The sequence below is a fragment of the Clavibacter zhangzhiyongii genome, assembly GCF_014775655.1.
Lineage (GTDB): Bacteria > Actinomycetota > Actinomycetes > Actinomycetales > Microbacteriaceae > Clavibacter > Clavibacter zhangzhiyongii.
This window is the reverse complement of the sequence record NZ_CP061274.1, coordinates 1,643,873-1,670,813: the sequence shown is the minus strand read 5'-3', so window position 1 is coordinate 1,670,813 and position 26,941 is coordinate 1,643,873. Positions and strand designations below refer to the sequence as shown.

Below are 26,941 nucleotides of genomic sequence, written 5' to 3'. Positions count from 1 at the left end.
GGGCGGACGGGGCCGCATGACGCACACGACGCGCCCGGGCCGGCCTGCGTAACATCGCGGAAACACGTCGGTTATGGCGGGGTAACCCCGTCCCCCTAGGCTCCTAGGGGCTGAAACCGTCAGTCTCATCCGCTCCGGCCCCCCTTTTGGAGACACCACATGTTCAGAGACTCATCCGAGGTGCTCGCGTTCATCAAGGACACCGACGTCAAGTTCCTCGATATCCGGTTCACCGACCTGCCCGGGGTGCAGCAGCACTTCAACATCCCCGCGTCCACCGTCGACGAGGAGTTCTTCTCGGTCGGCCAGCTCTTCGACGGGTCGTCCATCCGCGGCTTCGCGAGCATCCACGAGTCGGACATGCAGCTCATCCCCGACGTCACGACGGCGTACGTCGACCCGTTCCGCATCGAGCGCACGCTCATCATGGTCTTCGACATCTACAACCCCCGCAACGGCGAGATCTACGCCCGCGACCCGCGCCAGGTGGCCAAGAAGGCCGAGAAGTTCCTCGCCGCGTCCGGCATCGCCGACACCGCGTTCTTCGCCCCCGAGGCCGAGTTCTACATCTTCGACGACGTCCGCTACGAGGTGAACCAGCACACGAGCTTCTACTCGGTCGACTCCGAGGAGGGCGCCTGGAACTCCGGACGCGAGGAGGAGGGCGGCAACCTCGGCAACAAGACGCCCTACAAGGGCGGCTACTTCCCCGTCAGCCCGGTCGACAAGCAGGCGGACCTCCGCGACGACATCAGCCTCAAGCTGATCGACGCCGGCCTCATCCTCGAGCGCGCGCACCACGAGGTGGGCACCGGCGGCCAGGCGGAGATCAACTACCGCTTCGACACGATGGTCCACGCGGCCGACGACATCCTCAAGTTCAAGTACATCGTCAAGAACACGGCCGAGCAGTGGGGCAAGACCGCCACGTTCATGCCGAAGCCGCTCTTCGGCGACAACGGCTCGGGCATGCATACGCACCAGTCGCTGTGGAACGACGGCAAGCCGCTGTTCTACGACGAGGCCGGCTACGGCGGCCTCTCGGACGTCGCGCGCTGGTACATCGGCGGCATCCTCAAGCACGCGCCGGCCATCCTCGCCTTCACGAACCCGACGGTGAACTCGTACCACCGCCTGGTGCCCGGCTTCGAGGCGCCCGTCAACCTGGTCTACTCGGCGGGCAACCGCTCCGCGTCGATCCGCATCCCCATCACGGGCACGAACCCGAAGGCCAAGCGCATCGAGTTCCGCGCGCCGGACGCCTCGAGCAACCCGTACCTCGCGTTCGCGGCCCAGCTCATGGCCGGCGTCGACGGCATCAAGAACCGCATCGAGCCGCACGAGCCCGTCGACAAGGACCTCTACGAGCTGCCGCCCGAGGAGGCGAAGAACATCCCGCAGGTGCCGGCGTCGCTCGGCGCGGCCCTCGACGCGCTCGAGGCCGACCACGACTTCCTCACCGCGGGCAACGTGTTCACGCCCGACCTCATCGAGACGTGGATCGAGTACAAGCGCGAGAAGGAGATCAAGCCCCTCGCGCAGCGCCCGCACCCGTTCGAGTTCGAGCTGTACTACGGCGTCTGATCCCGCCGGCGCCCCGCTCCGGGGTGCGTGACCCACGGGCCGTCCTCCTCCGGGAGGGCGGCCCGTCGTCGTGCCGGCCCTCCCCGCGCAGAGATCAGGCGCCGCGCGGCTCCGGACGCTCGTCGAGCCCGTAGAAGAGCCGCTCGAAGACGGCCCGCGAGCGGCGCGTCACGCCCAGGTACTCCTCCTCGAGCACGCTCGCGGATCCGGGCGGGTACTCCAGCAGGCGCGCGATCGCGTCGAGGGCGGCGCGGTCGGCCGGCAGCACGTCGGCGGTGCGGTTCGTCCAGAGGGTCATCGCGGAACGGACCCGGGAGGCGAGGAGCCAGGCCTCGCGCAGGCGCTCGGCGTCATCGGCCGAGAGGAGCCCGGCGTCGGCGGCCGCGAGCGCGCCGAGCGTGGTCGGCGTCCGGAGGGCCGGGTGGGCATGTGCGTGCTGCAGCTGGATCAGCTGGACGAGCCACTCCACGTCGCTCAGCGAGCCGCGCCCGAGCTTGAGGTGCCGGGTGGGATCGGCGCCCTGCGGCAGCCGCTCGGCCTCCACCCGCGCCTTGATCCGCTTGATCTCCCGCACGTCCGCGTCCCCGATGCCCTCCGGGTAGCGGAACCGGTCGGCGAGCTCCGTGAAGTCCGCGATGAGGCCGCTGTCGCCCACGACGCCGCGGGCCCGCAGGAGCGCCTGCGCCTCCCACGTGAGCGACCAGCGCTCGTAGTACGCGCGGTACGACGCGAAGGAGCGGACGACCGGCCCGTTGCGGCCCTCGGGACGCAGGCCGGTGTCGAGGTCGAGCGGCAGCCGCGTGTCGTCCGTGAGGCGGGTCAGCTCGGCGACGATGAGCTGGGCCCGCCGCTGGGCGAGCTCGGGGTCCATGCCGGCGATGGGACGGTAGACGTGCATCACATCGGCGTCGGATCCGAAGCCGAGCTCCGCGCCGCCGTACCGGCCCATCGCCACGACGGCGAACTCGGGCCAGGGCCCGTCCTCGCGGCGGATGGCGCGCATCACGCCGCGCAGCGTCGCCGTGGTGATGTCGGCGAGCGACGGGCCGAGCGTCTCGACGTGCGTGACGCCCACGATCGCGCCGATGGCGAGCCGCAGGATCTCGCGGCGGCGCAGGGTGCGGAGGGCCGCCGCCGCGGCATCCGCGGTCGGGTGCCGGTTGACCGTCGCGACGGCCTCCTCCTCGAGCGCCGCCCAGGTGCGCGGCCGGAGGTCCTCGTCGCGCGCGAGCCACGCGGCCGCCTCGGGCACGCGGTCGAGCAGCTCGGAGACGTAGCGGGACCCGGAGAGCACCTGCGCCAGCCGTTGCGCCGCGCCCGAGGAGTCGCGCAGCATGCGGAGGAACCACGTCGCCTCCCCCAGCGCCTCGCTGAGCCGGCGGAACGCGAGCAGTCCGTGGTCGGGATCCGGGCCGTCCGCGAACCACTGCAGCAGGACGGGCAGCAGGTGGCGCTGGATGGCGGAGCTGCGGGAGACCCCCTGCGTCAGCGCCCGGATGTGCCCGAGGGCCCCGCGCGCGTCGACGAACCCGATGGCGGACAGGCGGGCGGCGGCCTGGTCGCTCGTCAGCGCGAGCGTCTCCTCGGGGAGCGACGCCACGGCCGCCAGCAGCGGCCGGTAGAAGAGGCGCTCGTGCAGGGAGCGCACCCGCGCCTTGGTGGCGGTCCAGCGCGCGACGAGCTCCTCGGCCCGGGCGTCGAGCCCGGTGCTCCGGGCGAGCACGCGCAGCCGCTCCTCGTCTGTGGGCATGAGGTGCGTGCGGTGCAGCCGGTCGAGCTGCAGACGGTGCTCGAGCAGCCGCAGGTACCGGTAGTCGCGCGCGAAGTCGCCGGCCTCGGTCCGGCCGATGTAGCCCGCGTCGGCGAGGGCCACGAGGGCGGGCAGGGTGCCGCGGTGCCGGACCTCCTCGTCGGTCTGGCCGTGGACCAGCTGCAGGAGCTGCACGGTGAACTCGATGTCGCGGATCCCGCCGGGTCCGAGCTTGATCTGCTGGTGCAGCTGCTCGACGGGGATGTTGTCCGTGACGCGCGTGCGCATCCGCTGCACCTGGCCGACGAAGCCCTCGCGGGACGCGCTCGACCAGACGAGCGGCGACACGGCGTTGGCGTAGCGCTCCCCCAGCTCGGCGTCGCCGGCCAGCGGCCGCGCCTTCAGCAGCGCCTGGAACTCCCAGTCCTTCGCCCAGCGGTCGTAGTACGCGAGGTGCGAGTCGAGCGTGCGGACGAGCGCGCCGGCCTTGCCCTCGGGGCGCAGGTTCGCGTCCACCTCCCACAGGGCCGGCTCGATCTCGTGCTCGTCGATGCCGCGCATCGTGAGGACGGCGAGGCGCGTCGCGAGCTCGACCGCGCGGTGCGCCTCGATGAGCGGTTCGCCCTCGGCGTCGGTGGCGGCCTCGGCCACGAAGATCACGTCGACGTCGCTCACGTAGTTGAGCTCGCGGGCGCCCGCCTTGCCCATGCCGATGACCGCGAGGCGCGTCGCCCGGATCTCCTCCGGTCGCGCCCGCCCGAACGTGCCGGGGACGGAGAGCTCGGCGCGCGCGACGGCGAGCGAGGCCTCGAGCGCCGCGCCGGCGAGGTCGGCGAGGGCGGCGGTCACCGGGCGGACGGCGACGAGCGGATCCGGGTGCACGAGGTCCCAGGCCGCCACCCGGGCGACGAGGGCGCGGTAGCGGATGCGCAGCGCGGCGCGCGCCTCCGTACCCGTGACGCCGGCCACGCCGTCGACCGCACCCACGGCGTCGAGCATGCGCTCCCGGACGTCGTCGGGCGCCGGGAGGTGCGACAGGGGCTGCGCGAACGCGTCGAGCTCCTCCGGGTGCCGGACGAGGAAGTCGGCCAGGCCGTGCGACGAGCCGAGGACGCGCGCGAGGCGGTGCCGTGCGTCGTCGTCGGCGAGGACGGCCCGCGTGCGCTCCGGGTCGACGCGCAGCAGGGACACGAGCGCGTCGAGGGCCGCATCGGGATCCGCGCTCGGCGTGAGCGCGTCGACTACGTCGGACTCGGCCCAGCCCGACAGCCCGGCGACCTCCGCGAGGGTGGCGCCGACCTCGCTCAGCCGGGCGAAGCCGGCGCGCGCGAGCGCGCCGGTCAGGGTCTGTCCGCGTCTCATCGGGGGCTCCGGCCTCGTCGTCGGATGTCGGTGCGGGGGCGTCGGACGGGGATCCGCGTCAGAGCATCTCGAGGTTCGAGCGCAGCTCGTACGGCGTCACCTGGGCGCGGTAGTCGCGCCATTCCTGCCGCTTGTTGAGCAGGACGTAGTTGAACACCTGCTCCCCGAGCGTCTCGGCGACGAGCTCGGACCGCTCCATCAGCTGGATGGCGTGGTCGAGGCTCGAGGGCAGCGGCGCGTAGCCGAGGGCACGACGCTCGGCGTCGCTGAGGCTCCAGACGTTGTCCTCGGCCTCGGGCGGGAGCTCGTAGCCCTCCTCGATGCCCTTGAGGCCGGCGGCCAGCATGAGCGAGAACGAGAGGTACGGGTTGGCCGCCGAGTCGATGGCGCGGTACTCGACGCGGGAGCTGTTGCCCTTGTTGGGCTTGTACAGCGGCACGCGCACGAGCGCGGAGCGGTTGTTGTGGCCCCACGTGACGAAGCTCGGCGCCTCGCCGCCGCCCCAGAGCCGCTTGTACGAGTTCACGAACTGGTTCGTGACGGCCGTGATCTCGGGCGCGTGCCGGAGCAGCCCCGCGATGAACTGGCGGCCGATGGTGGAGAGCTGGTACTCGGCGCCGGACGCGTAGAACGCGTTTACGTCGCCCTCGAAGAGCGACATGTGGGTGTGCATCCCGCTGCCGGGCTTCGCCGCGAGGGGCTTCGGCATGAAGGTCGCGTAGACGCCCTGCTCGATCGCCACCTCCTTGATGACCGTGCGGAACGTCATGATGTTGTCCGCGGTGGTCAGCGCGTCGGCGTACCGGAGGTCGATCTCGTTCTGGCCGGGGCCCGCCTCGTGGTGGCTGAACTCCACGGAGATGCCGAGGTCCTCGAGCATGCGCACCGAGCGGCGGCGGAAGTCGTGCGCCGTGCCGCCCGGGACGTTGTCGAAGTAGCCCGCCGCGTCGACCGGCTCCGGGCCGTCGACGCCGAACTCGCTCGACTTGAGGAGGTAGAACTCGATCTCGGGGTGCGTGTAGAACGTGAAGCCGCGGTCGGCCGCCTTCTCCAGCGTGCGCTTGAGCACGTTGCGCGGATCCGCGATGGCGGGCTGGCCGTCGGGCGTGGAGATGTCGCAGAACATGCGCGCCGTGGGGTCGATCTCGCCGCGCCACGGGAGGATCTGGAACGTCGTCGGATCCGGGTGGGCCAGCATGTCGGCCTCGTACGAGCGGGTGAGGCCCTCGATGGCGGAGCCGTCGAACCCGAGGCCCTCCGCGAACGCCCCCTCCACCTCGGCCGGGGCGATCGCCACCGACTTCAGGGTGCCGGTCACGTCGGTGAACCACAGGCGCACGAACTTGATCCCGCGCTCCTCGATCGTCCGCAGGACGAAGTCACGCTGCTTGTCCATCCACCACCCTCTCGTCGGAGTCCAACCTACCGGCTGGCCAGGGGTCGGACCGAGCCCCGACGGGGCCCGCCGTAGACTCCGTGACATGCAGAGCCCCGACGCTGCCGTCACCCCGCCCGAGCCCGCCCGCCTGCCGTCGGAGCCCGCGGCGCCGCCCAAGCGCGTGCGCATCCGGCACTTCGCCCGGGCCAAGGAGCAGGGGCTGCGGATCACGGGCCTCACGAGCTACGACATGCTCACGGCCGGCGTCTTCGACGAGGCCGGCATCGACTTCCTGCTCGTCGGCGACTCCGCCGGCAACACCGTGCTCGGCTACGACACGACCGTCCCCGTCACGGTCGACGAGCTGATCCCGCTCGCGCGCGCCGTCGCCGCGTCCGCCCAGCGCGCGCTCGTCGTGGCGGACCTGCCGTTCGGCTCCTACGAGTCGGGCCCCGACCAGGCGCTCGCCACCTCCGTGCGCTTCATGAAGGAGGCGCGCGCCCACGCGGTCAAGCTCGAGGGCGGGGTGCGCAGCGCCGAGCAGATTCGCCGGGTCGTCTCCTCCGGCATCCCCGTGATGGGCCACGTGGGCTTCACCCCGCAGAGCGAGCACGGGCTGGGGGGCCACATCATCCAGGGCCGCGGCGACGCCGCCGAGGCGCTGCTCGCCGATGCGCGCGCCGTCGAGGACGCGGGCGCCTTCGCCGTCGTGCTGGAGATGGTGCCGCAGGAGATCGCGCGCCGCGTCACCGCGGAGCTGCGGATCCCCACGATCGGCATCGGCGCGGGGAACGGCACCGACGGCCAGATCCTCGTCTGGACCGACTTCGCCGGCCTCACCTCGGGTCGCGTGCCGCGCTTCGTGCGTCGCTACGCGGACATGCGCGCGGTCCTGCTCGACGCCGCCACCCGCTACCGGGACGACGTCGTCTCCGGCGCGTTCCCGTCCGAGGCGGAGAGCTACTCCGACTGACGCGCGGTCGCCAGGGGCCGCGCCGCCTCAGTCCTCGCCGCGCTCCTCCGCGGCCCACTGCTCGGCGCGCTCGCGCAGCCGCTGGGGTGCCCTCGCCGCCTCCTCCGCCGTGGCGAACGGGCCGATCCGGTGGGCTCCCGGGGACAGCATCCCCTTCTCGACCTCGCCCGTGCGGTCGTCGTACCAGTACTTCTCGTCGCTGTCGCTCATGCTGCCGATGCTAGGCCCGTCCGCCTCGCGCGCGCGGGCCGGGACGGGGCGGACGAGCCGGTAGGGTCGCTTGCATGAGCGACGACGCGACGACCGCAATCGGCATCGACATCGGCGGGACCGGCATCAAGGGCGCCATCGTGGACGTCGCGACGGGCGAGCTGCGCAGCGAGCGCGTCAAGCTGCCGACGCCCCAGGGCGGCGAGCCCGAGGACATCGTGGCCACGGTGAAGCAGATCATCGAGGCGCTCGGCGACGTCCCGGCGGGCACCCCCCTCGGCGTGTGCTTCCCCGCGGCGATCGTCCACGGCACGACCATGTCGGCCGCGAACGTCTCCCCCACGTGGATCGGTCTCGAGGCCGAGAAGCTGTTCGAGGAGCGGCTCGGCCTCGGCATCACCTTCGTCAACGACGCCGACGCCGCCGGCTACGCCGAGGCGCGCTACGGCGCCGCCAAGGACGTGCGCGGCCTCGTGATCATGACGACGCTCGGCACGGGCATCGGCACCGCCCTCATCCACGACGGCGTGCTCATCCCCAACGCCGAGCTCGGCCACATGGACGTCGCAGGCCGCCGCGACTTCGAGCGCCGCGCGTCGTACGCCGCCAAGGAGCGGGCGCACCTCAACTGGAAGCGCTGGGCCGCGCGGCTGCAGGTGTACTACGGCCAGCTCGAGAAGCTCATGTGGCCGGAGCTGTTCATCGTGGGCGGCGGCGTGTCGAAGAACCACAAGCACTTCCTGCCGCTGCTCCGCCTGCGCACGCCCATCGTGCCCGCCGAGCTGCGGAACAACGCCGGCATCATGGGCGCCGCGGCCCTCGCCGCCCACGCGGCCGGCGTGAGCCCGCACGATCCCGCCGCCGAGCTCGTCGACAAGGCGAAGCCCGAGGACTGAACCCGCGCCGACGGCGCACGACGAAGCGGCCGGATCCCCGAGGGGATCCGGCCGCTTCGTCGTGCGGATGCGGATGGGCCGGCTGATACGCCGGGTTCTGTCCCGGTGCCGGAGCACCTTGGACGGCCATCTATCTCGGAGCTGCGTCACCGCAGCCCTCCAGCGGTCTACCCGGGGACTGGACGAGCAGCCTGTGCGTCCCCTGTTCGACCTTGCTCCGGGCGAGGTTTGCATAGCCGACCCGATCACTCGGGCCGCTGGTGGTCTCTTACACCGCCGTTTCACCCTCACCCGCCGCTCGCGCGGCGGGCGGTCTGCTCTCTGTTGCACTGTCTCGCGGGTCGCCCCGGGTGGGTGTTACCCACCGCCCTGCTCTGCGGAGCCCGGACGTTCCTCGACGCGGTCTCCCCCTCTCGGGATCCTCCGCGGCGCGACCGTCTTGCCGACCCATCCGCGGGGACGAGTCTAGGGCAGGCGCCCGGGCGGTCCTCCCGCTAGAGGCCGGACTCGTCCGTGCGCACGAGGATGGCGTTGCTCTCGGGGTCGATCACGACGTCGTCGGGCGCCCGCTTCCGAAGCGCGTCGAGGTCGCTCTGGTGGAGCGCGATGTTGCTGCCGAGCGAGATGCCGCGCTGCAGCATGGCGGCGCCCACGCCATAGCGGGCGCGCTGCTTCTCGTACAGGGCGAGGAGGTCCTCGGGGAACCGGGGCGCGAGCGCGTCGCGGTCCTTCTGCGCCTGCTCCGCCTGGACGCGCAGCTCGACGGCGGCGGCGTCGCGCTCCGCCTCGGCCGCGGCGAGCCGCTGCGCCAGGCCGTCGCGCTCGACGACCACCTCGGCCTGCGCCGCCTGCGCCTCCTCGAGCCGCTGCATCACCTCGAGCTCGACCTCCTCGAGGGTGCCGCGTCGGCGGAGGAGCGACTCGAGCTCGCGCTCGAGCGCCTGCACGTCCTTGGAGCTGCCGCCGGCCTCGATGCGGGTCCGGTCGCGGTCCATGCGGGCCTGCACCACGGCCACGTCGGACTCGATGCGGGCGAGCTCGGTCTGCGCGTCCTCGACGACGCCCGTCCGCTCGCCGAGGCGGCGTCGGACGAGCTCCATCTCGCGCTGGAGGGCGTCGATTTCCTTCAGCTGCGGGAGCTGGCCGAGCTGGCGCTTCAGGTGCGTGAGCCGGGTGTCGATCTCCTGCAGGTCGAGGAGCTCCTTCTGGATGCTCGGATCGGCTTTCATGCTCTCCCTCTCGTGGTGCGGGCGGCGCGGCGGGCGCGCCTGCCGGTGGTGCGGGTGCGGCCGGGGCCGCGGGTCGTCACTGCGTGACGACGAAGTCCCAGGGGTCGGTGCGGATGTCGCTCACCGTCACCTCGACGTCCGGCAGCGCCTGCCGCAAGGTGTCGGCGGCGGCGTCGAGCCAGAGCCACTCGCTGGCCCAGTGCGACGTGTCGATGAGGCAGGGTCCGCCTCCCCGCTGGACGGCGGCCTCGCGGGCCTCGCTCGCCGGGTGGTGACGGAGGTCGGAGGTGATGTAGACGTCGGCCGCCTGGACCTCGGGGGCGCCGAGGAGCGAGTCACCGGCGCCGCCGCAGAGCGCGACGCGGGTGACCGGGGCGTCGTAGGGGCCGGCCGCGCGGATCCCCGTGGCGGTCGGCGGGAGGATCCGCGCGAGCTCGCCGGCCAGCCGCCCGAGCGTGGTGGGGGCGGGGAGGTCGCCCACGCGGCCGATGCCGCGGACGCCGCCCTCGGCGGGCTCGAGGGGCCGCAGCGTCTCCGGGAGCAGGCCGAGCAGGGCCGCGAGGCGGCCGGAGGTGCCGTCCTCGACGACGTCGGCCGTGGTGTGGGCCGCGTACAGCGCGCAGTCGGCGCGCACGAGGTCGGCGAGGAGCGCGCCCTTGTAGCCGGTCTCGGCGATGGTCGTCACGCCGCGCAGGAGCAGCGGGTGGTGCACGAGCAGGAGGTCGGCGTCAGCGGCGACCGCCTCGTCGACCGTCGCGCGGACCGCGTCGACGGCCAGGTGGATCCGCCGCACGGGACGACGGGGATCGCCGCTCACGAGGCCCGAGGAGTCCCAGTCGGACGCGCCGGCGGGAGGCCAGGCGTCCTCGACGGCTCGGACGGCGTCGGCGAGGATGGGGATCACGTCGCCCATCGTAACGAAGCGCCGGTGGCGGCCCGGCGCGCGCGGGTGCGGATCAGCGTCCGCTGGAGCGGGCGGCGCGAGGGTCGTCGTCGTCGCCCATCGAGGGGACGAGGGGCTCGAGGGGCCAGAGCGCGCGCTGGGCCGATCCGGGGTGGGTGCTCGACCCGTGGGTCGCGGCGTCGACCACGGACCAGGAGGCCGCGTCCTCGACCTTCTCGGGGCTCATGACTGCACAGTAGCGGCAACGGACCGTGAGTGCGCGAACGCATGCGTGAGCGGATGCGCGGCCACCGCGGTCGCCCGGGGCGGGCCGCGGTCAGCGGACGCCGCGTGCGGTCAGGGCGTCGCCGAGGTCGTCCGCGTGCTTGAGGGCGACGACGAGGAACGGCACGACGAAGGTCCGCAGGTCGGCGCGTCCGCCGCGGGCGCGCTGCGCGTCGCGCACGTCCCCGGCGAGGCGCGCCAGGACGGGGACGGTCGAGACCGTGACGGTCATGAGCAGCGCGACGCGCTCGGTGTCGACCCCCAGCCGGGCCAGCGGACGCAGGCCGCGCTCGACGGCGTCGAGGAGCGCGGTCGTCGGCGTCGTGAGCACGAGGAGTCCGGGGATCGCGATCGCCGTCGCGACGCGTGCCGTGTTCGCGACCGCCGGCTCCGGGCCCAGCAGCACTCCCTGGCAGACGAGCGTGAACAGGAGGAGGAACCGCACCGCCCGCAGCTGCGACGCCAGGGCGCGGAGCCCGAGCCGGCCGTCGCCGAGGCCCGCGGAGGCGTAGGCGAGCACCGCCGCCCCGGTCGCCAGGGCCGCGCCCGCCCACGTGGACGGCAGGAGGGAGACCGCCAGCACGACGACGGCGAGGAGGAGCGCCTTCGGCCCCGTCCGCATGCGGGCCAGGCGACCCGGTGCCCGCCCTGCCATCGTCATCGGAGCAGCGCCTCGTACTCGGCGACGACCTCGGCGGGCGTGCCGACGCGCGTCAGCCGGCCGCCGGCGAACAGCACGGCGGCGTCGCAGCGACGGGCGACGGCGAGGTCGTGCGTGACGAGCACGAGGCGGTGGCCCTCCTCGAAGAGGTGGTCGGCGACACGGCGCGCGTTGCGGGCGTCGAGGTAGGCGGTGGGCTCGTCGGCGATCACGAGCTCGGGCCGGCGCACGAACGCGCCCGCGAGCGCGAGCAGCTGCTTCTGCCCGCCGGACAGGTCGTGCGACGGGCGGTCGGCGAGGTCGGAGAGCCCGAAGCGGGCGAGGGCGTCCGCCACCCGGGCGGCGGTGCGATCCCGCGCCAGGCGCTCGGACCGCAGCGAGAAGGCGACGTCCTCGCGGACGGTGGGCATCACGATCTGCGCGTCCGGGTTGCTGAACACCAGCGCGACCCGCCGTCGCAGCTCCCGGGCGTCGCGCGCGGGATCCAGCCCCAGCACCCGGACGTCGCCGGACGAGCGCGCCACGAGCCCGCCGACCAGCCGCGCGAAGGTGCTCTTGCCGGATCCGTTCTCGCCGATGACGGCGACGGTGCGGGCGTCGAGGTCCAGCGTGACGTCGGTCAGGACGTCCACGTCGCCGAGGCGCACGCCGACGGCGTCCAGGCGGAGGGCGGCGCCGGTCACGCGCCGGATGCCGCGGAGGTCCGGGACGGGGTGCGGGTCCATCCGGCCCGCCGCCGGAAGGCCCGCGGGTAGCCGCGCACGAGGGTCATCACGATGCCCGTGGCGATGGCGGCCTTGATGAGGTCGCCCGGGAGGAACACGAGGCTCGTGGTGGCGGTCTCGACGAGCGGGAGGCGCGTGACGGCGCTCTGCACGGGGATCCCGAGGGCGTAGATCGCCAGGATGCCCCCGGCCACCATGGCGACGGCGGTGCGGACGAGGGCGGGCTTCCGCCCGCCGAGGTGGACGAGGGCCCCGACGACGAGCGCGCCGAGGATCCAGCCCAGGAGGTACCCGGCGGTCGGTCCGGCGAAGACGCCGATGCCGCCCGTGCCGCCCGCGAGGAGGGGCAGGCCGACGGCGACGAGCGCGAGCAGCACCAGGATGCACAGCGCGCCGAGCCATGGTCCGAGGATCGCCCCGGCGAGCATCACCCCGAGGGTCTGGGCCGTGATGGGCACGCCGCCGAGGACGCTGATGCCGCCCGGCAGGCCGAGCACCGCGATGACCGCGGCGAGGACGGCGACGCGGGCGAGGTCGGTGGCGTCGACGCGCGAGGCGCGGTCCTCGGGGACGGACGGCGACGTGGTCATGCTGCTCCTCGGCCTCGGGACGCTCCTGAACGGCGTTCACCTGAACGCCGTTCACTATAGTGGCGGCATGGCGGGGGCGCGCGGCGGCAGGGGGCACACCCGCGACGACGTGGCCCGGGCTGCCCTCGGGATCCTCGACGAGCACGGCCTCCCCGACCTCACCATGCGCCGCCTGGCCGCCGCGCTGCAGGTGCAGCCGAGCGCGCTCTACTGGCACTTCCCCGACAAGCAGGGGCTCCTCGCCGAGGTGGCCGACCGGATCGTCGCCGAGTCCGCCGCGCACCGTCCGCGCCGCCCGCGGGGGCAGCGCCCGTGGGACGAGCGGGTGCAGGACGAGGCGGGTGCGTTGCGGGCCGCGCTCCTCGCGCACCGCGACGGCGCGGAGGTGGTCGCGAGCACGACGGTCCTCGGGCTCGGCTCGTCGGCCGCGCGTCGCGCGCTGGCCGACGCCGTGGCCGCGGCGGGCATCGGGGAGGCGGACACCGCGCGCGCCGCCGCGGCGCTCCTCCACTTCGTGCTCGGCCACGTGGCGCACGAGCAGCAGCGGGACCAGCTCGCACGGCTCGGCGTCGTGCAGCCGGCGCCGTCCGCACGCGCGCGGCGCGAGTCGGCCGAGGGCTTCCGCTTCGGGGTGGACCTGCTGGTGCGCGGGCTCGCGGACCTGCGCGGCACGACGCCGGTCGCCGTGGGGACGACACGTGAGGTGGGCCCTGCCGGGCTCGAACCGACGACATCCACGGTGTAAACGTGGCGCTCTACCAACTGAGCTAAAGGCCCCTGACGGCCGGGGATCCGGCGCCCCGCCATGCTAGCCGACCGCGTCGGCGCGTCCCGGCGCCGCCGTCGGGGATCGCCGTAGCCTCTCCCCCGTGCCCACCCACCCCTCGCGCCGCACGGTCGCCGAGTCCCGCTGGCCCGCCGCGGTCGGCCTGCTCGCCGCGGTCGCGCTGTACGGCGTCGCGCCGACCGCCGTGCCCGCCGGCGCGCGGATCGCGGTGGTCGCCGTCGCCGTCGCCCTCCTCGTGCCGCTGGTCGCCCTCAACCCGCGGCGCCTCGACCGGGAGACGGCCTGGTCGCGCGGGCTCGGCCTCGCCCTCGGCGGGCTCCTGCTGGTCGCGAACCAGGTCAGCCTCGTCGCCCTGGTGGTCGCGCTGGTCGACGCCTCGGAGGCGGGTGCGGAGCTCCTGCTCACGGCGCTGCAGGTGTGGACGACGAACGTGCTGGCCTTCGCGCTCGTCTACTGGGAGCTGGATCGCGGCGGTCCGGTGGCCCGTCGGACGCACGCCCGCGCGGCGCTCGCGCCCGCCGACTTCCGCTTCCCCCAGGATGAGGACGGGGGCGCCGTGTCCGAGGTCGCCCGCCGCTCGTCCGAGCACGCGGACTGGGTGCCCGGCTTCGTCGACTACGCGTACTTCTCGCTCACGAACTCGATGGCGTACAGCCCGACCGACACCATGCCGCTCAGCCACCGGGCCAAGGGCCTCATGTCGTTGCAGGCGTTCGCCGGCTTCGTGATCCTCGCGCTCGTCATCGCGCGCGCCGTCAACATCCTCGACTGAAGCCGCCCCGGCGGGACGCGCGGGGACGCGCGCCGGTCAGGCCGGGACGAGGGCCAGGTCGCGGATCGCCGAGCGGTACGCCTCGAGCTCGCGCGCCTCGCCGGGTGCCGTGATGAAGCTGCCGCGGATGATGCCCCGGGTGTCGATGAGGAAGGTCGCGCGGTTCGCGAAGCCCTTCTCCTCGAGGAACACGCCGTACTCCTTGGCCACCTGGCCGTGCGGCCAGAAGTCGGCGAGGAGCTGGAAGTCGATGCCCTGCTGCTGGGCCCAGGCGCGCAGCGTGTGCTTGCTGTCGACGCTGATGCCGATGAGCTCCACGCGGCTGTCGGCGAAGAGGCCGAGGTTCTCCTCGAGCTGGCACATCTCCCCCGTGCAGGTGCCGGAGAAGGCCAGCGGGAAGAAGACGAGGGCGACCGCGCGGTGCCCGCGGTACTCGCTCAACCGGACCCGCTCGCCGAACTGGTTGGCGAGCTCGAAGTCGGGAGCCTGTGTGTCGTTGGCCAGGGCCATGGGGTGCGGATCCTTCCGTGCCGGCAGATGTCCCCTGTCTGGCACGAGGGTCGATCCTACGCCGGGGGACAGGGATGTCCAGCTCCGCCCGCCGCGTCCTGACCCGACGGGCCGCGGCCCGCGGCAGCCCGGCGGGCCCCGTCCGTCACCGTCGGTCCGCATGGGTAGGCTGGCTCCTGGCGTACGCGCGGTCTCGCACCCTTCGAGCCCCGTGGCACCGAAGACGATGTCTGCACACCACAGGAAGAGGTCGAGGGTGACTGTCAACGACCAGGATCCGTACTCGGTGAACCACACCGACCAGGATCCGGAAGAGACCGCCGAATGGAACGAGTCCCTCGACGGGCTCGTCGAGACGCAGGGCCGGGGTCGCGCACGCGACGTCATGCTCAGCCTCCTCAAGCGCTCGAAGGAGCTGCACCTGGGTGTGCCGATGGTCCCGACCACGGACTACATCAACACCATCGCGCCGGAGAACGAGCCCGACTTCCCCGGTGACGAGGAGCTCGAGCGCCGGTACCGCGCGTGGATCCGCTGGAACGCGGCAGTCACGGTGCACCGGGCCCAGCGCCCCGGCATCGCGGTCGGCGGCCACATCGCCACGTACGCCTCCTCGGCCGCCCTCTACGAGGTCGGCTACAACCACTTCTTCCGCGGCCAGGACCACCCCGGCGGCGGCGACCAGGTCTTCGTGCAGGGCCACGCGTCGCCCGGCACCTACGCGCGCGCCTTCCTCGAGGGCCGCCTGAGCGAGCACCAGCTCGACGGCTTCCGCCAGGAGAAGAGCCACGAGGGCGGCGGCCTGTCGTCGTACCCGCACCCCCGCCTCATGCCGGAGTTTTGGCAGTTCCCCACGGTCTCGATGGGCCTCGGCCCCATCAACGCGATCTACCAGGCTCAGGCGAACAAGTACCTCACCAACCGCGGCATCAAGGACGCGTCCGACCAGCAGGTCTGGGCCTTCCTCGGCGACGGCGAGATGGACGAGGTCGAGAGCCGCGGCCAGCTCCAGGTGGCGGCGAACGAGAAGCTCGACAACCTGAACTTCGTCATCAACTGCAACCTGCAGCGACTCGACGGGCCCGTCCGCGGCAACGGCAAGATCATCCAGGAGCTCGAGAGCTTCTTCCGCGGCGCCGGCTGGAACGTCATCAAGGTCGTCTGGGGCCGCGAGTGGGACGACCTGCTCGCCCGCGACACCGAGGGCGCGCTCCTCGACCTGATGAACCGCACGCCCGACGGCGACTACCAGACCTTCAAGGCCGAGAGCGGCGCTTACATCCGCGAGAACTTCTTCGGGCGCGACGAGCGCACCGCGAAGCTCGTCGAGGGCTACACCGACGACCAGATCTGGAACCTCAAGCGCGGCGGGCACGACTACCGCAAGGTCTACGCGGCGTTCAAGGCGGCGAGCGAGCACACGGGCCAGCCCACGGTCATCCTCGCGAAGACCGTCAAGGGCTACGGCCTCGGCCCGAGCTTCGAGGGCCGCAACGCGACCCACCAGATGAAGAAGCTCACGCTCGACAACCTCAAGCAGTTCCGCGACGAGATGCGGGTGCCGATCACGGACGCGCAGCTCGAGGAGAACCCGTACCTGCCGCCGTACTACCACCCCGGCCAGGACGACGAGGCGATCCAGTACATGCAGGAGCGCCGTCGCGCCCTCGGCGGGTACTCCCCCGAGCGCCGCACGGCCCACACGGCCATCTCGCTGCCCGACGACTCCGCGTACCGGATCTCGAAGAAGGGCTCCGGCACCCAGGAGATCGCCACGACCATGGCGTTCGTGCGTCTGCTGAAGGACCTCATCCGCGCCAAGGACTTCGGCAACCGCGTCGTCCCGATCATCCCGGACGAGGCCCGCACGTTCGGCATCGACGCCTTCTTCCCGACGGCGAAGATCTACAACCCGAACGGCCAGCACTACACGTCGGTCGACCGCGAGCTGCTGCTCTCCTACAAGGAGAGCCCGCAGGGCCAGATCGTGCACGTGGGCATCAACGAGGCGGGCGCCCTGGCGGCGTTCACCAACCTCGGCACCACGTACTCGACGCAGGGCGAGCCGCTCATCCCGATCTACGTCTTCTACTCGATGTTCGGGTTCCAGCGCACGGGCGACGCGATCTGGGCGGCCGGCGACCAGATGGCGCGCGGCTTCCTCATCGGCGCCACCGCCGGTCGCACCACGCTCACGGGCGAGGGCCTCCAGCACGCGGACGGGCACTCGCTGGTCCTGTCGGCGACGAACCCCGCGGTCGTCTCGTACGACCCGGCGTACGCCTACGAGATCGGCCACATCGTGCGCACCGGCCTCGAGCGGATGTACGGCGGCGAGCACGAGGACCCGAACGTCATGTACTACCTCACGGTGTACAACGAGCCGATCATCCACCCGGCCGAGCCCGAGGGCGTGGACGTGGACGGCATCGTCCGCGGCGTGTACAAGCTCAAGGACGGCTGGATCGACGGCCCGAAGGCGCAGCTCATGGCGTCCGGCGTCGCGGTCCCGTGGGCGCTCGAGGCGCAGAAGCTCCTCGCCGACGACTGGGGCGTCTCCGCCGACGTCTGGTCCGTCACCTCGTGGGGCGAGCTGCGACGTGACGGCCTGGCCGCGGAGGAGCACAACCTGCTGCACCCGCACTCCGAGATCCGGGTCCCGTACCTGGAGGAGAAGTTGCGCGGAGCCGAGGGCCCGTTCGTGGCGGTCACCGACTTCTCGCACGCGGTCCCCGACCAGATCCGGCAGTTCGTCCCGGGCGACTACTCGACGCTCGGCGCCGACGGCTTCGGCTTCTCGGACACCCGTCCGGCCGCCCGCCGCTTCTTCGCCATCGACGGTCCGTCCATGGTCGTGAAGACGCTGCAGCGCCTCGCCAAGCAGGGGAAGGTCGACCAGGACGCGCCGAAGTGGGCGATCGACAAGTACCGCCTCCTCGACGTGAACGCCGGCACCACCGGGTCGGCCGGCGGCGAGGCGTGAGCTGCGCCGACCTGACGTGACCCCGAGCGACCGGCACGACACCGACGTGGAGACCGGGGAGACGAAGGCGGAGACGCTGACGTGGCTCCGGTCCCTGTCGGGCGAGCTCGCGAGCGCGACGCTCAAGCGGCTGGAGGACACGCTGCCCTGGTACGGCGACATGCCGCCGGGGCGGCGGTCCGCCGTGGGCCTCGTCGCCCAGGCCGGCATCACGTCGTTCATCCACTGGTACGACGACCCCGACTCCACGCCGTGGATCGCCGCCGACGTGTTCGGCGCGGCCCCGCGGGAGCTCCTCCGCTCGGTGAGCCTGCAGCAGACGCTGCAGCTCATCCGGGTCACGGTGGAGGTCGTCGAGGACCGCGTGCGGGACCGCCACCGCACGGTGCGGGATGCGATCCTGCTCTACTCGCGGGAGATCGCCTTCGCGGCGGCCGACGTCTACGCGCGCGCCGCCGAGGCCCGCGGGCTCTGGGACGCGCGGCTCGAGGCCCTCGTGGTCGACAGCATCCTCTCGGGCGAGTACGACGACGAGCTGCCGTCGCGCATCGCGGCCCTCGGCTGGCACGGGCACGGCGAGGTGTCGGTCCTCGTGGGCACGGCGCCCGCGGTGCTCGACGTCGACCAGCTGCGCCGCACGGCCCGGCACCTCGACGCGGACGTCCTCATCGGCGTCCAGGGGAGCCGGCTCGTCCTGGTCATCGGGCGCGCCTCCCCCGCGCAGGCGGATCCCGACGCGCCCGCCCCCGAGACGCCGCCCGTGGCGTTCCTCGAGATCGCGACGCAGCTGGAGCCGGGCTTCGGCTCCGGCCACCTGGTCCTCGGCCACGAGGTGCCGAGCCTCGTCGAGGCGTCGCGCAGCGCTCGCGCCGCCCTCGCCGGATTCGCGGTCGCGCGCTCGTGGCGGAACGCGCCGCGTCCGACGCTCGCCGACGACCTGCTGCCCGAGCGCGCCCTCGCCGGCGACCCGCTGGCGCGCTCCACCCTCATCAACCGCATCTACAAGCCGCTGCAGGCGCACTCCACGGAGCTGCTCGCGACGCTGTGGTGCTACCTCGACACCGGCCGCTCCCTCGAGGCGACGGCGCGCGAGCTGTTCGTGCACCCCAACACCGTCCGGTACCGTCTGAAGCGGGTCTCCGACGTCATCGGCTGGGACGCCACCGGCGCGCGTGAGGCGCTCATCCTCCAGGCGGCGCTCATCATCGGCAGCATCGCCGAGGCCGGCACCGCCGTGCCGAAGCAGCAGGGCTCGGGGCGCGCGCGGCCGAAGCGGCAGGCGGCCCGGTGACGCTCATCGCGTGTGGAGCCCTCACAACGTCGTCGCGGATCCTCTGTAGGACGTCGACTCCGGCCTCCCCCTCCGCGAGCGGGAGGATGGACGGATGATCATCGTCGTCTGCCCGGGTCAGGGCTCGCAGAAGCCCGGCTTCCTCTCCCCTTGGCTCGAGCACCCGGAGCACGCGCGACGTCTGGGGGAGCTCGGCGACGCCGCCGGCCTCGACCTCGTCACGCACGGCACGACGTCGGACGCCCACACCATCCGCGACACCGCCGTCGCGCAGCCCCTCATCGTGGCGGCGGGCATCGTCGCCCTGCACGCGCTCCTGGCGGAGGGGCGTGACGCCTACGTCGCCGGCATCGCCGGGCACTCGGTCGGCGAGATCACCGCGGCCGCCGGGGCTGGCATCCTCACGGACGACGAGGCGATGCGCGTCGTGCGCACCCGCGGCGACGCCATGGCCGAGGCCGCGGCGATCACCCGCACGGGCATGAGCGCGGTCGTCGGCGGCGACCAGGACGCCGTCCTCGCCCGCCTCGCCGAGCTCGACCTGGAGCCCGCCAACTTCAACGGCGGCGGCCAGATCGTCGTGGCCGGCGCACCCGAGGCCCTCGCCGCGCTGCAGGCCGAGCCGCTCCGCGGCACGCGCGTCATCCCCCTCCAGGTCGCCGGCGCGTTCCACACGCACCACATGGCCCCCGCCGTGGACGCGCTGCGTGCCGCCGTCGCGCCGCTCGCCCCGCGCGACCCGCGGTTCCCCGTCTGGACGAACCGCGACGGCAGCCGGGTCGAGTCGGGCGCCGCGTACCTCGACCTCATCGTCGGCCAGGTGGCGAGCCCCGTGCGCTGGGACCTCTGCATGGAGGCGTTCGACGCGGCCGGCGTCACCGGCCTCATCGAGGTCGCCCCCGCCGGTGCGCTGACGGGCCTCGCCAAGCGCGGCCTCAAGGGCCTGCCGACGCTCGCGCTCTCCACGCCCGACGACCTCCCGGCGGCAATCGACATGCTCGACGCGCACGCCTGATCCCGCCTCACCCGACACCGAACAGGCAGACATGACCGCCCAGCCCCGCCCCACCATCCAGACCGCGCCCGTGGTCGAGCGCTTCACCCGCATCTGGGGCCTCGGCGCCGCCCGCGGCGAGCTCGACGTGCCGAACGACGACCTCGTGGGCCCGATCGACTCCTCCGACGAGTGGATCCGCCAGCGCACCGGCATCATCACCCGGAAGCGCGCGGGCGCCGACGTCGACGCCGTCGACCTGGCGACCACCGCGTCGCTCGAGGCCATCGCGAAGGCGGGCATCCGCCCCGAGCAGATCGGCATCGTCCTGGTCAGCACCGTGAGCAACACCGTGCAGACGCCGTCGATGGCCGCGCTCCTCGCCGACCGCATCGGCGCGAACCCGGCGCCCGCCTACGACATCTCGGCCGCGTGCGCCGGCTACACGTACGGCATCGCGCAGGCCGACTCCTTCATCCGGTCGGGCCTCGCCGAGTACGTGCTCGTCGTCGGCGCGGAGAAGCTCTCCGACATCGTCGACCCCACCGACCGCTCCATCTCGTTCCTGCTGGGCGACGGAGCCGGCGCCGCGATCGTCGGCCCGAGCGACACCCCCGGCATCTCGCCCACCGTCTGGGGCTCCGACGGCTCCAACTGGGACGCGGTCGGCATGAGCGGCACGCTGAAGAGCATGCGCGACGGATCCGCGTGGCCCACGCTCCGCCAGGACGGCCAGAAGGTCTTCCGCTGGGCGGTCTGGGAGATGGTGAAGGTCGCCAAGGATGCCCTCGACCGCGCGGGCGTGGCACCCGAGCAGCTCGCCGCGTTCATCCCCCACCAGGCCAACATGCGCATCGTCGACGAGTTCGCCAAGCAGCTCGGCCTGCCCGAGTCCGTCGCCATCGCGCGCGACATCGCGACCACCGGCAACACGTCCGCCGCGTCGATCCCGCTCGCCACCCACCGCCTGCTCGAGGAGGACCCGTCGCTCTCCGGCGGCCTCGCCCTGCAGATCGGGTTCGGCGCCGGGCTCGTCTTCGGCGCGCAGGTCGTCGTCCTGCCCTGAGCCCCACCGCCCCATAAGCTGTTCCGGTCATCACGAACAACGAGGAGATACACATGGCACTGTCCACCGAAGAAGTCCTGGCCGGCCTGGCCGAGCTCGTCAACGACGAGACCGGGATCGCCACCGACACCGTCGAGATGGACAAGTCGTTCACCGACGACCTGGACATCGACTCGATCTCGATGATGACGATCGTCGTCAACGCCGAGGAGAAGTTCGACGTGAAGATCCCGGACGAGGAAGTCAAGAACCTCAAGACCGTCGGCGACGCGGTCACGTTCATCACCAACGCGCAGTCCTGATCGCGCGGACGACGGCCGGTCCCGCATCCGGGGCCGGCCGTCTCCCTCTCCCGTTCCCCCTGACGTCGAGGAGACGCCACGCATGACCACCCCCAAGAAGATCGTCGTCACCGGCATCGGCGCCACGTCGCCCCTCGGTGGCATGGCCGAGGACACCTGGCAGGCGCTCCTCCGCGGCGAGTCGGGCATCAGCACCCTCGAGCAGGACTGGGTCGCGAAGTGGGAGATCCCCGTCACGTTCGCCGGACAGGCCAAGGTGCCGTCCTCCGAGGTGATGCAGCGCATCGAGACCAAGCGCCTCGATCCCTCCAGCCAGTTCGCCCTGACGGCCGCCCGCGAGGCGTGGGCCGACGCGGGTTCCCCCGATGTCGACCCGCTGCGCTTCGCCGTGGACTGGGCGACCGGCATCGGCGGCGTGTGGACCCTGCTCGACGCGTGGGACACGCTGCGCGAGAAGGGCCCCCGCCGGGTCCTCCCCATGACCGTCCCGATGCTCATGCCGAACGGCCCCGCGGCCGCGGTCGGCATGGACCTCGGCGCCCGCGCCGGCATCCAGACCGTCGTGTCGGCCTGCGCCTCCAGCACCGAGTCCATCGCCAGCGCCTACGAGCACCTCCAGGCAGGCCGGGCCGACATCATCGTCGCCGGCGGCTCCGAGGCCTCGATCCACCCGCTCCCCATCGCGTCCTTCGCCGCGATGCAGGCGCTCTCCAAGCGCAACGACGATCCCACCCGCGCCTCGCGCCCGTACGACATCGCACGGGACGGCTTCGTCCTCGGCGAGGGCGGCGCCGCGCTCGTCCTGGAGACCGAGGAGCACGCCAAGGCCCGTGGCGCCCGCATCTACGCCGAGCTCGTCGGCGGCTCGGTCACGAGCGACGCCTTCCACATCACCGCGCCGGACCCGGAGGGCACGGCCGCGGCCCGCGCCATGATCCAGACCATCGAGGGCGCCGGCTACTCGCGCTCCGACGTGTCGCACATCAACGTGCACGCGACGAGCACGCCCGTCGGCGACATCGCCGAGTACAAGGCGCTCGAGCGCGTCTTCGGCGAGTCCGTTCACGGGATCCCCGTGAGCGCCACGAAGGCGTCGACCGGCCACCTGCTCGGCGGCGCCGGCGCCATCGAGGCCGTCTTCACCGTGAAGGCCCTGGCGGAGCGCACCGCTCCCCCGACCATCAACCTCACGGAGCAGGACCCCGCCATCCCGCTCGACGTGGTCACGTCGCCCCGCCCCCTCGGCGACGGCGACCTGCTCGCGATCAGCAACTCGTTCGGCTTCGGCGGGCACAACGCGGTCATCGCCTTCCGCAGCGTCTAGTCGCACGCACGACGAGAGGCCCCGACCGGATGGTCGGGGCCTCTCGTCGTGCGGGGCGGAGCGGGAGGAGCCGTCCGCGGGGAGCGGAGCGGGTCAGCCGACCTTATGAAGCCAGACGACCGGGCTGAAGTCGCTCGCGTGGCGGAAGGCCTCGAGCTCGTCGTCCCACGCCTGCCCCATGGCGAGGCGCAGCTCGCGGTGCAGCTCGAGGGTGTTCGAGCCAGCGACGTCGAGGGCGTAGCGGATGCGGTCCTCGGGGATGACCGTGTTGCCGGCCGTGTCCGTCTGCGCGAAGAAGACGCCGAGGTCGGGCGTGTGCATCCACCTTCCGCCGTCGCGGCCCGGGCCGGCGTCCTCGGTGACCTCGTAGCGGAGGTGCTCCCAGCCGCGGAGGCCGCTGGCGATGGCGGCGCCGGATCCCTCCGGGCCCTCCCAGTAGTACTCCGCGCGCATGGCGCCCTTCAGCACCGGCTGCGGGTTCCACGTGAAGTTCACGGCGTGACCGAGCGCGCGACCCGCTGCCCATTCGACATGGGGGCAGAGCGCGCGAGGGGAGGAGTGCACGTAGAGCACTCCTCGAGCCGGTCTTGAGTTGGCGACGGGTGCTTCCATGGGTCTCCTCCATCCGATCAGATGCGTCTTCCCCAACGATCTGCGTGCGATGGACGAGCTCCACACCTGCCGGTGCGACCGGCGCGAGCGCCGACGGGTCTCATCATGCCGGGTGATCCTGTGCGTCGGCAACATCGCGGGCGCGACGCGCCGCAGCGGGTCGGTTCGGCGAATCGGCGGTCTCGGCGGGTCCCCCCGGGATGCATGCCGGGAATGCCTAGGCTGCGGGTGTCGGCCCGTTGGGGCCGGGAGACGGGGCGGGGATGTCGGTGCGGCATGCGCTCCTCGCCGTCCTGACCGAGGGCACCTGCTACGGCTACCAGCTCCGCACCGAGTTCTCGCGGCGCACCGGGACCGCCGTGCCGCTCAACGTCGGCCAGATCTACAACACCCTCGACCGGCTCGAACGGGACGGGCTCGTCGTCAAGGGCGCGACCGACGAGGCGGGTCACGTCCCGTACACGATCACCGAGGCCGGCAGCGCCGAGGTGGCCGCATGGCTCGGAGGCGCGGTCGCCGGGGTCGGCGGGCGCGACGAGCTGCTCGTCAAGGTCGCGCTCGCGCTGTCGCTCCCGGGCGCGGACGCCGGCGAGGTGGTGCGGATCCAGCGGGCCAGCTCGCAGGACGAGGCCGCGGCGCTGGCTCGGCTCCGCGAGGATCTGGAGGCGGATGCCGACGACGTCCAGCTGGAGCGCCTGCTCGCCGTCGAGGCGCAGGAGGCGCAGGTCGCGGCGCGACTCGCCTTCCTCGACGCGGCGGAACGGCGCATCCGGGCGGCACGGGCCGGGGGGTCGCGGCCCGCCGGGCTCGGCGCGGCGCCGCGCCGCGGACGACCGGCACGCCGCGAGGACGCGCCGCGCTGACCCCTAGTGGAGCAGGCCGCCGCCCGTGGCGAGCACGTTCTTCTCCCCCGCCTCGATGGGCACGGTGAAGCGGTTCTGCTTCGGCGGCATCGGGCAGTTGAAGTTGTAGCTGAACGCGCACGGCGGCAGGTAGGCGCGGTTGAAGTCGAGGGTGATCGTGCCGTCGGGCGAGGGCGCGACCATCAGGAAGCGGCCGACGCCGTAGGTGGAGTCGCCGCTCGTCGCGTCGGAGAACACCAGCAGGAGCGCGCGGCCCTCGCGGAACGCGGCGAGCTCGTAGTCGACGCCGTCCTTCGTGAAGGTGATCTCCCCGGGAACGACCTTGTCCTTGGTGGCGCCGTCGTCCTTGAGGTGCTCGAAGCCCATGGCCCGGCCGCCCTCGATGGGGGTGAAGTCGGCCTCGACCACCCACTCCTCGGAGTACGGGAACGCGTCGATCCCGCCGAAGTCGCGGATCGCGTCGGACTGCGCGTCCCAGACGCGCAACGCGTACATGCCGTCCTCGTCCGCGATGACGAAGGCGGACACGGTGTCGCTCGCGACGACCGCGGACGGGTTCGGGTCGTCACGGCCGCGCACGATGGCCTCGCCGTCGACGAGGACCCCGTCCACGCGGATCCCGTCGGCGGCCGACGCCTGCACCCGGAGGCCGGAGACGCCGGGTTCGAGGGGCGACCAGGTGCCCGCGATGCCGTGCACGGGCTGCGGCGCCGCGTCGTGGGCGAGCCACTGCGTGTTGACGAGCGCCAGGTTGCCCTGCGGCATGACCACCATCTGCTCGCGGCGGGAGCGGTAGAGGGCGAGCACCTCAGCCGGATCGGTGGGAGCGGAGGGGGCGGACGCGGCGGGATCGGTCATCCCCCCATCCTCGCCGCCCACGGGGCCGCGGCCAAGTCGGCCGCCGCGCGCGTGTCCTCCGCCCGGCGGGGTTCCGTGGCGGGGACGGCGAGCGTACGGTCGGACCATGAGCACAGATCACGAGAGCACCTCGACCGACGACGACGGCACGACGACCCACACCGAGGAGCACGCCGAGTCGTCCTCCTCCTCGATCACGACGGAGAGCGGCTCCGACGAGTCCGCGCCCGACGGCTCCGGCAGCAACACGAGCGAGGGCGACGACCACGAGGGCGACGTCGGCTCCGGCGGCTGATCCTCCCCACGACCGTGCGACGCCCGGCCCCCTCGGGGGCCGGGCGTCGCGTCCGGGCTCGGGTCACTTGGCCTGGGCGTAGTCGTCGACCACCGCGATCGTGACGGGGAAGTCGACCGGGGCGTCGCCGAACAGCAGGCGCCCGGCCTCCGCGGCCGCGTCCGCGACCGCCGTCCGGACCTCGTCCACGCGGTCATCCGGTGCGTGCACCATCACCTCGTCGTGCAGGAAGAAGACGAGGTGCGGCCGCGATCCCGGGCGCTCCATCGCGGCGAGCCGGCGACGGAGCCCCGCGAGCCAGCAGAGGGCCCACTCGGCGGCGCTGCCCTGCACCACGAAGTTGCGGGTGAACCGCCCCTGGTCGCGCGCGGCGGTGCGGGCACGCGCGGCGTCGGCCGCCGACGCCTCGCCCGCCCGTCCGCTCTGCTGGACGTCGCGCCAGGCGTCGCCGGGCGGCGGCGAGGAGCGTCCGAGGCGCGTGCTGACGACCCCGCCGCTCTCCCCCGTGCGCGCCGCCAGCTCGACGTAGCCTGTCGCCTTCGGGTACGCCCGGACGAGCCGGGGCATGAGCCGGCCGCTCTCCCCGGAGGTAGCGCCGTACATGGCGCCGAGCATCGCCACCTTCGCGTGCGCGCGGGTGTCCACGACGCCCGCGTCGACGAGCCCCTGGTAGAGGTCGGTGCCGCGACCGGCATCCGCCATGGCGCGGTCCTCGGCCAGCGCGGCGAGGACGCGCGGCTCGAGCTGCGCGGCGTCCGCGACCACGAGCCGCCAGCCGGGGTCCGCCCGCACGGCCGACCGGATCTGGCGCGGGAGCTGCAGCGCCCCGCCGCCGCTCGCCGCCCACCGCCCCGTGACGACGCCGCCCGGGACGTACTCGGGATGGAAGCGGCCGTCGCGGATCCACGTCTCCATCCACGTCCAGCCGTTCGCGGTCAGCAGCCGCGACAGCTTCTTGTGCTCGAGCAGCGGCGGGATGACCGGGTGGTCGATCTCCTGCAGCTCCCACTGCCGGGTGCTCGCCGCGTCGATGCCGGCGCGTCGGAGCGCGCGCAGGACCTCCGGCGGGCTGTCCACGTTGAGGTCGGGCGCGTGCAGGAGCTCGCGGATCCGCGCGGCCAGCCGGACGAGGGCAGGCGGCGCGCCGCCGTGCGCCGGGCGGCCGCCGAGCGCGTCGACGAGGAGCGCGTCGTGGACGGCGGTGTCCCAGGGCAGCCCGTCGGCGGACATCTCGGCGGCGACGAGCGCACCCGCGGACTCCGCGGCGAGCAGCAGGCGGAGGCGTCCGGGCTCCGTGCTGCCCGCGACGGCCTCGAGCTGGAGCCGCAGCTCGGCGACCAGCTCCTCCGTCGACCGGCCCTCCGGCGCGTCGAGGTCGTCGAAGAGCGTCGCGGCCGCGGACGGCTCGCGCTCCGCCGGCCGGCCGGTGTCCCAAGGGCCGAGCGGCGCGCGGGCGAGCGTGCTGCCGGAGCTCTGGACGGAGAGCCGCAGGATGGCGTGGCAGAGCCGGAGGTCGTGGCAGCGCGCGACGCGGACGCCGGCGGGCAGCAGCGTGCGGGCCCAGGCGGACGTGTCGTCCCACACCCAGCGCGGGGACGGATCCGCGCGCTCACGCTCGGCGGCGACCGCCGGCCAGTCCGCGGAGGCGACGACCCGCTCCGCCGTGACGCGTCCGGCGGCATCGAGGTCGACGAGCCGCACGCCCTCGGGCGTCCTCGCGACCAGGATGTGCACTCCCCCATCATCGCCCCACCCTCC

At 73.1% G+C, this 26,941-nt stretch carries 26 protein-coding genes, 1 tRNA gene and 1 other RNA gene; 13 read left to right on the top strand and 15 right to left on the bottom strand.

Going from position 1 to position 26,941, the window contains the following annotated elements:
• The first annotated feature begins 159 nt into the window (after window positions 1–159).
• On the top strand, window positions 160–1,584 hold the full coding sequence (glnA, locus tag H9X71_RS07940; protein ID WP_191146608.1) for a type I glutamate--ammonia ligase: 1,425 nt from the start codon (window positions 160–162) through the stop codon (window positions 1,582–1,584).
• Between the two features lie 94 nt (window positions 1,585–1,678).
• Here glnA and H9X71_RS07935 read toward each other — a convergent pair whose 3' ends face one another.
• The gene (locus tag H9X71_RS07935) at window positions 1,679–4,696 is read right to left on the bottom strand and encodes a bifunctional [glutamine synthetase] adenylyltransferase/[glutamine synthetase]-adenylyl-L-tyrosine phosphorylase (protein WP_191146607.1); all 3,018 of its coding nucleotides are present in this window, start codon (window positions 4,694–4,696) and stop codon (window positions 1,679–1,681) included.
• Between the two features lie 58 nt (window positions 4,697–4,754).
• Window positions 4,755–6,092, bottom strand: coding sequence for a glutamine synthetase family protein (locus H9X71_RS07930; RefSeq protein ID WP_191146606.1), 1,338 nt, complete (start codon window positions 6,090–6,092; stop codon window positions 4,755–4,757).
• A gap of 85 nt (window positions 6,093–6,177) precedes the next feature.
• Here H9X71_RS07930 and panB point away from each other — a divergent pair, with 85 nt between their 5' ends.
• The gene (gene panB, locus H9X71_RS07925; protein ID WP_191146605.1) at window positions 6,178–7,047 is read left to right on the top strand and encodes a 3-methyl-2-oxobutanoate hydroxymethyltransferase; all 870 of its coding nucleotides are present in this window, start codon (window positions 6,178–6,180) and stop codon (window positions 7,045–7,047) included.
• Window positions 7,048–7,074: 27 nt separating this feature from the next.
• Here the strand turns inward: panB and H9X71_RS07920 are convergent, their stop codons facing one another.
• Window positions 7,075–7,257 carry an SPOR domain-containing protein gene (locus tag H9X71_RS07920; RefSeq protein WP_191146604.1) on the bottom strand — a complete coding sequence of 61 codons (183 nt, stop codon included), beginning with the start codon at window positions 7,255–7,257 and terminating at the stop codon, window positions 7,075–7,077.
• A gap of 74 nt (window positions 7,258–7,331) precedes the next feature.
• On the opposite strand from H9X71_RS07920, the gene ppgK reads away from it, so the two are divergent.
• A complete protein-coding gene (gene ppgK, locus H9X71_RS07915) occupies window positions 7,332–8,153 on the top strand; it encodes a polyphosphate--glucose phosphotransferase (protein ID WP_191146603.1) in 822 nt (273 codons plus the stop codon).
• Window positions 8,154–8,223: 70 nt separating this feature from the next.
• On the opposite strand, the gene rnpB is transcribed toward ppgK, so the two are convergent.
• From rnpB to H9X71_RS07880, 7 genes are all read right to left on the bottom strand, one after another.
• An RNA gene (rnpB, locus tag H9X71_RS07910) (RNase P RNA component class A) lies at window positions 8,224–8,603 on the bottom strand.
• 44 nt (window positions 8,604–8,647) lie between these two features.
• Entirely contained in the window at window positions 8,648–9,382 is a 735-nt protein-coding gene (locus H9X71_RS07905) for a zinc ribbon domain-containing protein (protein ID WP_191146602.1), read from the bottom strand.
• A gap of 76 nt (window positions 9,383–9,458) precedes the next feature.
• Window positions 9,459–10,286 carry a Nif3-like dinuclear metal center hexameric protein gene (locus tag H9X71_RS07900; RefSeq protein WP_191146601.1) on the bottom strand — a complete coding sequence of 276 codons (828 nt, stop codon included), beginning with the start codon at window positions 10,284–10,286 and terminating at the stop codon, window positions 9,459–9,461.
• Between the two features lie 52 nt (window positions 10,287–10,338).
• Window positions 10,339–10,512: a hypothetical protein gene (locus H9X71_RS07895; RefSeq protein ID WP_191146600.1), complete on the bottom strand. Its 174-nt coding sequence runs from the start codon at window positions 10,510–10,512 to the stop codon at window positions 10,339–10,341.
• A gap of 90 nt (window positions 10,513–10,602) precedes the next feature.
• Window positions 10,603–11,211: a CbiQ family ECF transporter T component gene (locus H9X71_RS07890; protein ID WP_191146599.1), complete on the bottom strand. Its 609-nt coding sequence runs from the start codon at window positions 11,209–11,211 to the stop codon at window positions 10,603–10,605.
• Window positions 11,208–11,936: an energy-coupling factor ABC transporter ATP-binding protein gene (locus tag H9X71_RS07885; RefSeq protein WP_191146598.1), complete on the bottom strand. Its 729-nt coding sequence runs from the start codon at window positions 11,934–11,936 to the stop codon at window positions 11,208–11,210. The genes H9X71_RS07890 and H9X71_RS07885 overlap by 4 nt, the downstream gene beginning before the upstream one ends.
• On the bottom strand, window positions 11,891–12,526 hold the full coding sequence (locus H9X71_RS07880) for a biotin transporter BioY (RefSeq protein WP_191146597.1): 636 nt from the start codon (window positions 12,524–12,526) through the stop codon (window positions 11,891–11,893). Before H9X71_RS07880 ends, H9X71_RS07885 begins: the two co-directional genes overlap by 46 nt.
• On the opposite strand from H9X71_RS07880, the gene H9X71_RS07875 reads away from it, so the two are divergent.
• The gene (locus H9X71_RS07875; RefSeq protein WP_342355640.1) at window positions 12,411–13,271 is read left to right on the top strand and encodes a TetR/AcrR family transcriptional regulator; all 861 of its coding nucleotides are present in this window, start codon (window positions 12,411–12,413) and stop codon (window positions 13,269–13,271) included. The two genes, H9X71_RS07880 and H9X71_RS07875, sit on opposite strands and share 116 nt — an antisense overlap.
• On the opposite strand, the gene H9X71_RS07870 is transcribed toward H9X71_RS07875, so the two are convergent.
• A tRNA-Val gene (locus H9X71_RS07870) sits at window positions 13,231–13,303 on the bottom strand. The genes H9X71_RS07875 and H9X71_RS07870 overlap by 41 nt on opposite strands.
• A gap of 92 nt (window positions 13,304–13,395) precedes the next feature.
• Here H9X71_RS07870 and H9X71_RS07865 point away from each other — a divergent pair.
• A complete protein-coding gene (locus tag H9X71_RS07865) occupies window positions 13,396–14,085 on the top strand; it encodes a DUF1345 domain-containing protein (protein WP_191146596.1) in 690 nt (229 codons plus the stop codon).
• Window positions 14,086–14,121: 36 nt separating this feature from the next.
• On the opposite strand, the gene H9X71_RS07860 is transcribed toward H9X71_RS07865, so the two are convergent.
• Complete coding sequence (locus tag H9X71_RS07860; RefSeq protein ID WP_191146595.1) at window positions 14,122–14,595, bottom strand: peroxiredoxin; 474 nt, start codon at window positions 14,593–14,595, stop codon at window positions 14,122–14,124.
• 256 nt (window positions 14,596–14,851) lie between these two features.
• Here H9X71_RS07860 and aceE point away from each other — a divergent pair, with 256 nt between their 5' ends.
• From aceE to H9X71_RS07830, 6 genes are all read left to right on the top strand, one after another.
• Window positions 14,852–17,578, top strand: coding sequence for a pyruvate dehydrogenase (acetyl-transferring), homodimeric type (aceE, locus tag H9X71_RS07855; protein WP_191146594.1), 2,727 nt, complete (start codon window positions 14,852–14,854; stop codon window positions 17,576–17,578).
• Window positions 17,579–17,594: 16 nt separating this feature from the next.
• Window positions 17,595–18,869 carry a PucR family transcriptional regulator gene (locus H9X71_RS07850; protein ID WP_191146593.1) on the top strand — a complete coding sequence of 425 codons (1,275 nt, stop codon included), beginning with the start codon at window positions 17,595–17,597 and terminating at the stop codon, window positions 18,867–18,869.
• 94 nt (window positions 18,870–18,963) lie between these two features.
• Window positions 18,964–19,884 carry an ACP S-malonyltransferase gene (locus H9X71_RS07845; RefSeq protein WP_191146592.1) on the top strand — a complete coding sequence of 307 codons (921 nt, stop codon included), beginning with the start codon at window positions 18,964–18,966 and terminating at the stop codon, window positions 19,882–19,884.
• A gap of 31 nt (window positions 19,885–19,915) precedes the next feature.
• Window positions 19,916–20,929, top strand: a complete 1,014-nt coding sequence (locus H9X71_RS07840) for a beta-ketoacyl-ACP synthase III (protein WP_191146591.1) — start codon at window positions 19,916–19,918, stop codon at window positions 20,927–20,929.
• A 53-nt stretch (window positions 20,930–20,982) separates the two neighbouring features.
• Window positions 20,983–21,231: an acyl carrier protein gene (locus H9X71_RS07835; RefSeq protein WP_012038305.1), complete on the top strand. Its 249-nt coding sequence runs from the start codon at window positions 20,983–20,985 to the stop codon at window positions 21,229–21,231.
• A gap of 82 nt (window positions 21,232–21,313) precedes the next feature.
• The gene (locus tag H9X71_RS07830; RefSeq protein WP_191146590.1) at window positions 21,314–22,555 is read left to right on the top strand and encodes a beta-ketoacyl-[acyl-carrier-protein] synthase family protein; all 1,242 of its coding nucleotides are present in this window, start codon (window positions 21,314–21,316) and stop codon (window positions 22,553–22,555) included.
• Window positions 22,556–22,648: 93 nt separating this feature from the next.
• Here H9X71_RS07830 and H9X71_RS07825 read toward each other — a convergent pair whose 3' ends face one another.
• Window positions 22,649–23,167, bottom strand: a complete 519-nt coding sequence (locus tag H9X71_RS07825) for a DUF3145 domain-containing protein (RefSeq protein ID WP_191146589.1) — start codon at window positions 23,165–23,167, stop codon at window positions 22,649–22,651.
• Window positions 23,168–23,430: 263 nt separating this feature from the next.
• Here H9X71_RS07825 and H9X71_RS07820 point away from each other — a divergent pair, with 263 nt between their 5' ends.
• Entirely contained in the window at window positions 23,431–24,030 is a 600-nt protein-coding gene (locus tag H9X71_RS07820) for a PadR family transcriptional regulator (RefSeq protein ID WP_191146588.1), read from the top strand.
• A gap of 3 nt (window positions 24,031–24,033) precedes the next feature.
• Here H9X71_RS07820 and H9X71_RS07815 read toward each other — a convergent pair whose 3' ends face one another.
• On the bottom strand, window positions 24,034–24,888 hold the full coding sequence (locus tag H9X71_RS07815) for a DUF1684 domain-containing protein (RefSeq protein ID WP_191146587.1): 855 nt from the start codon (window positions 24,886–24,888) through the stop codon (window positions 24,034–24,036).
• Window positions 24,889–24,994: 106 nt separating this feature from the next.
• Between H9X71_RS07815 and H9X71_RS07810 the strand changes: the two genes are divergently transcribed.
• A complete protein-coding gene (locus H9X71_RS07810) occupies window positions 24,995–25,183 on the top strand; it encodes a hypothetical protein (RefSeq protein ID WP_191146586.1) in 189 nt (62 codons plus the stop codon).
• A gap of 63 nt (window positions 25,184–25,246) precedes the next feature.
• Here H9X71_RS07810 and H9X71_RS07805 read toward each other — a convergent pair whose 3' ends face one another.
• Window positions 25,247–26,917, bottom strand: coding sequence for a bifunctional 3'-5' exonuclease/DNA polymerase (locus H9X71_RS07805; RefSeq protein WP_191146585.1), 1,671 nt, complete (start codon window positions 26,915–26,917; stop codon window positions 25,247–25,249).
• Between the last annotated feature and the right edge of the window lie 24 nt (window positions 26,918–26,941).

Bases quoted from the DNA above. Each gene is read 5' to 3' on its own strand.
- glnA (WP_191146608.1), top strand. From the start codon at position 160: ATGTTCAGAGACTCATCCGAGGTGCTCGCGTTCATCAAGGACACCGAC.
- H9X71_RS07935 (WP_191146607.1), bottom strand. From the start codon at position 4,696: ATGAGACGCGGACAGACCCTGACCGGCGCGCTCGCGCGCGCCGGCTTC.
- H9X71_RS07930 (WP_191146606.1), bottom strand. From the start codon at position 6,092: ATGGACAAGCAGCGTGACTTCGTCCTGCGGACGATCGAGGAGCGCGGG.
- panB (WP_191146605.1), top strand. From the start codon at position 6,178: ATGCAGAGCCCCGACGCTGCCGTCACCCCGCCCGAGCCCGCCCGCCTG.
- H9X71_RS07920 (WP_191146604.1), bottom strand. From the start codon at position 7,257: ATGAGCGACAGCGACGAGAAGTACTGGTACGACGACCGCACGGGCGAG.
- ppgK (WP_191146603.1), top strand. From the start codon at position 7,332: ATGAGCGACGACGCGACGACCGCAATCGGCATCGACATCGGCGGGACC.
- H9X71_RS07905 (WP_191146602.1), bottom strand. From the start codon at position 9,382: ATGAAAGCCGATCCGAGCATCCAGAAGGAGCTCCTCGACCTGCAGGAG.
- H9X71_RS07895 (WP_191146600.1), bottom strand. From the start codon at position 10,512: ATGAGCCCCGAGAAGGTCGAGGACGCGGCCTCCTGGTCCGTGGTCGAC.
- H9X71_RS07890 (WP_191146599.1), bottom strand. From the start codon at position 11,211: ATGACGATGGCAGGGCGGGCACCGGGTCGCCTGGCCCGCATGCGGACG.
- H9X71_RS07885 (WP_191146598.1), bottom strand. From the start codon at position 11,936: ATGGACCCGCACCCCGTCCCGGACCTCCGCGGCATCCGGCGCGTGACC.
- H9X71_RS07875 (WP_342355640.1), top strand. From the start codon at position 12,411: ATGCCGCCCGGCAGGCCGAGCACCGCGATGACCGCGGCGAGGACGGCG.
- H9X71_RS07880 (WP_191146597.1), bottom strand. From the start codon at position 12,526: ATGACCACGTCGCCGTCCGTCCCCGAGGACCGCGCCTCGCGCGTCGAC.
- H9X71_RS07860 (WP_191146595.1), bottom strand. From the start codon at position 14,595: ATGGCCCTGGCCAACGACACACAGGCTCCCGACTTCGAGCTCGCCAAC.
- H9X71_RS07845 (WP_191146592.1), top strand. From the start codon at position 18,964: ATGATCATCGTCGTCTGCCCGGGTCAGGGCTCGCAGAAGCCCGGCTTC.
- H9X71_RS07840 (WP_191146591.1), top strand. From the start codon at position 19,916: ATGACCGCCCAGCCCCGCCCCACCATCCAGACCGCGCCCGTGGTCGAG.
- H9X71_RS07835 (WP_012038305.1), top strand. From the start codon at position 20,983: ATGGCACTGTCCACCGAAGAAGTCCTGGCCGGCCTGGCCGAGCTCGTC.
- H9X71_RS07830 (WP_191146590.1), top strand. From the start codon at position 21,314: ATGACCACCCCCAAGAAGATCGTCGTCACCGGCATCGGCGCCACGTCG.
- H9X71_RS07825 (WP_191146589.1), bottom strand. From the start codon at position 23,167: ATGGAAGCACCCGTCGCCAACTCAAGACCGGCTCGAGGAGTGCTCTAC.
- H9X71_RS07820 (WP_191146588.1), top strand. From the start codon at position 23,431: ATGTCGGTGCGGCATGCGCTCCTCGCCGTCCTGACCGAGGGCACCTGC.
- H9X71_RS07815 (WP_191146587.1), bottom strand. From the start codon at position 24,888: ATGACCGATCCCGCCGCGTCCGCCCCCTCCGCTCCCACCGATCCGGCT.
- H9X71_RS07810 (WP_191146586.1), top strand. From the start codon at position 24,995: ATGAGCACAGATCACGAGAGCACCTCGACCGACGACGACGGCACGACG.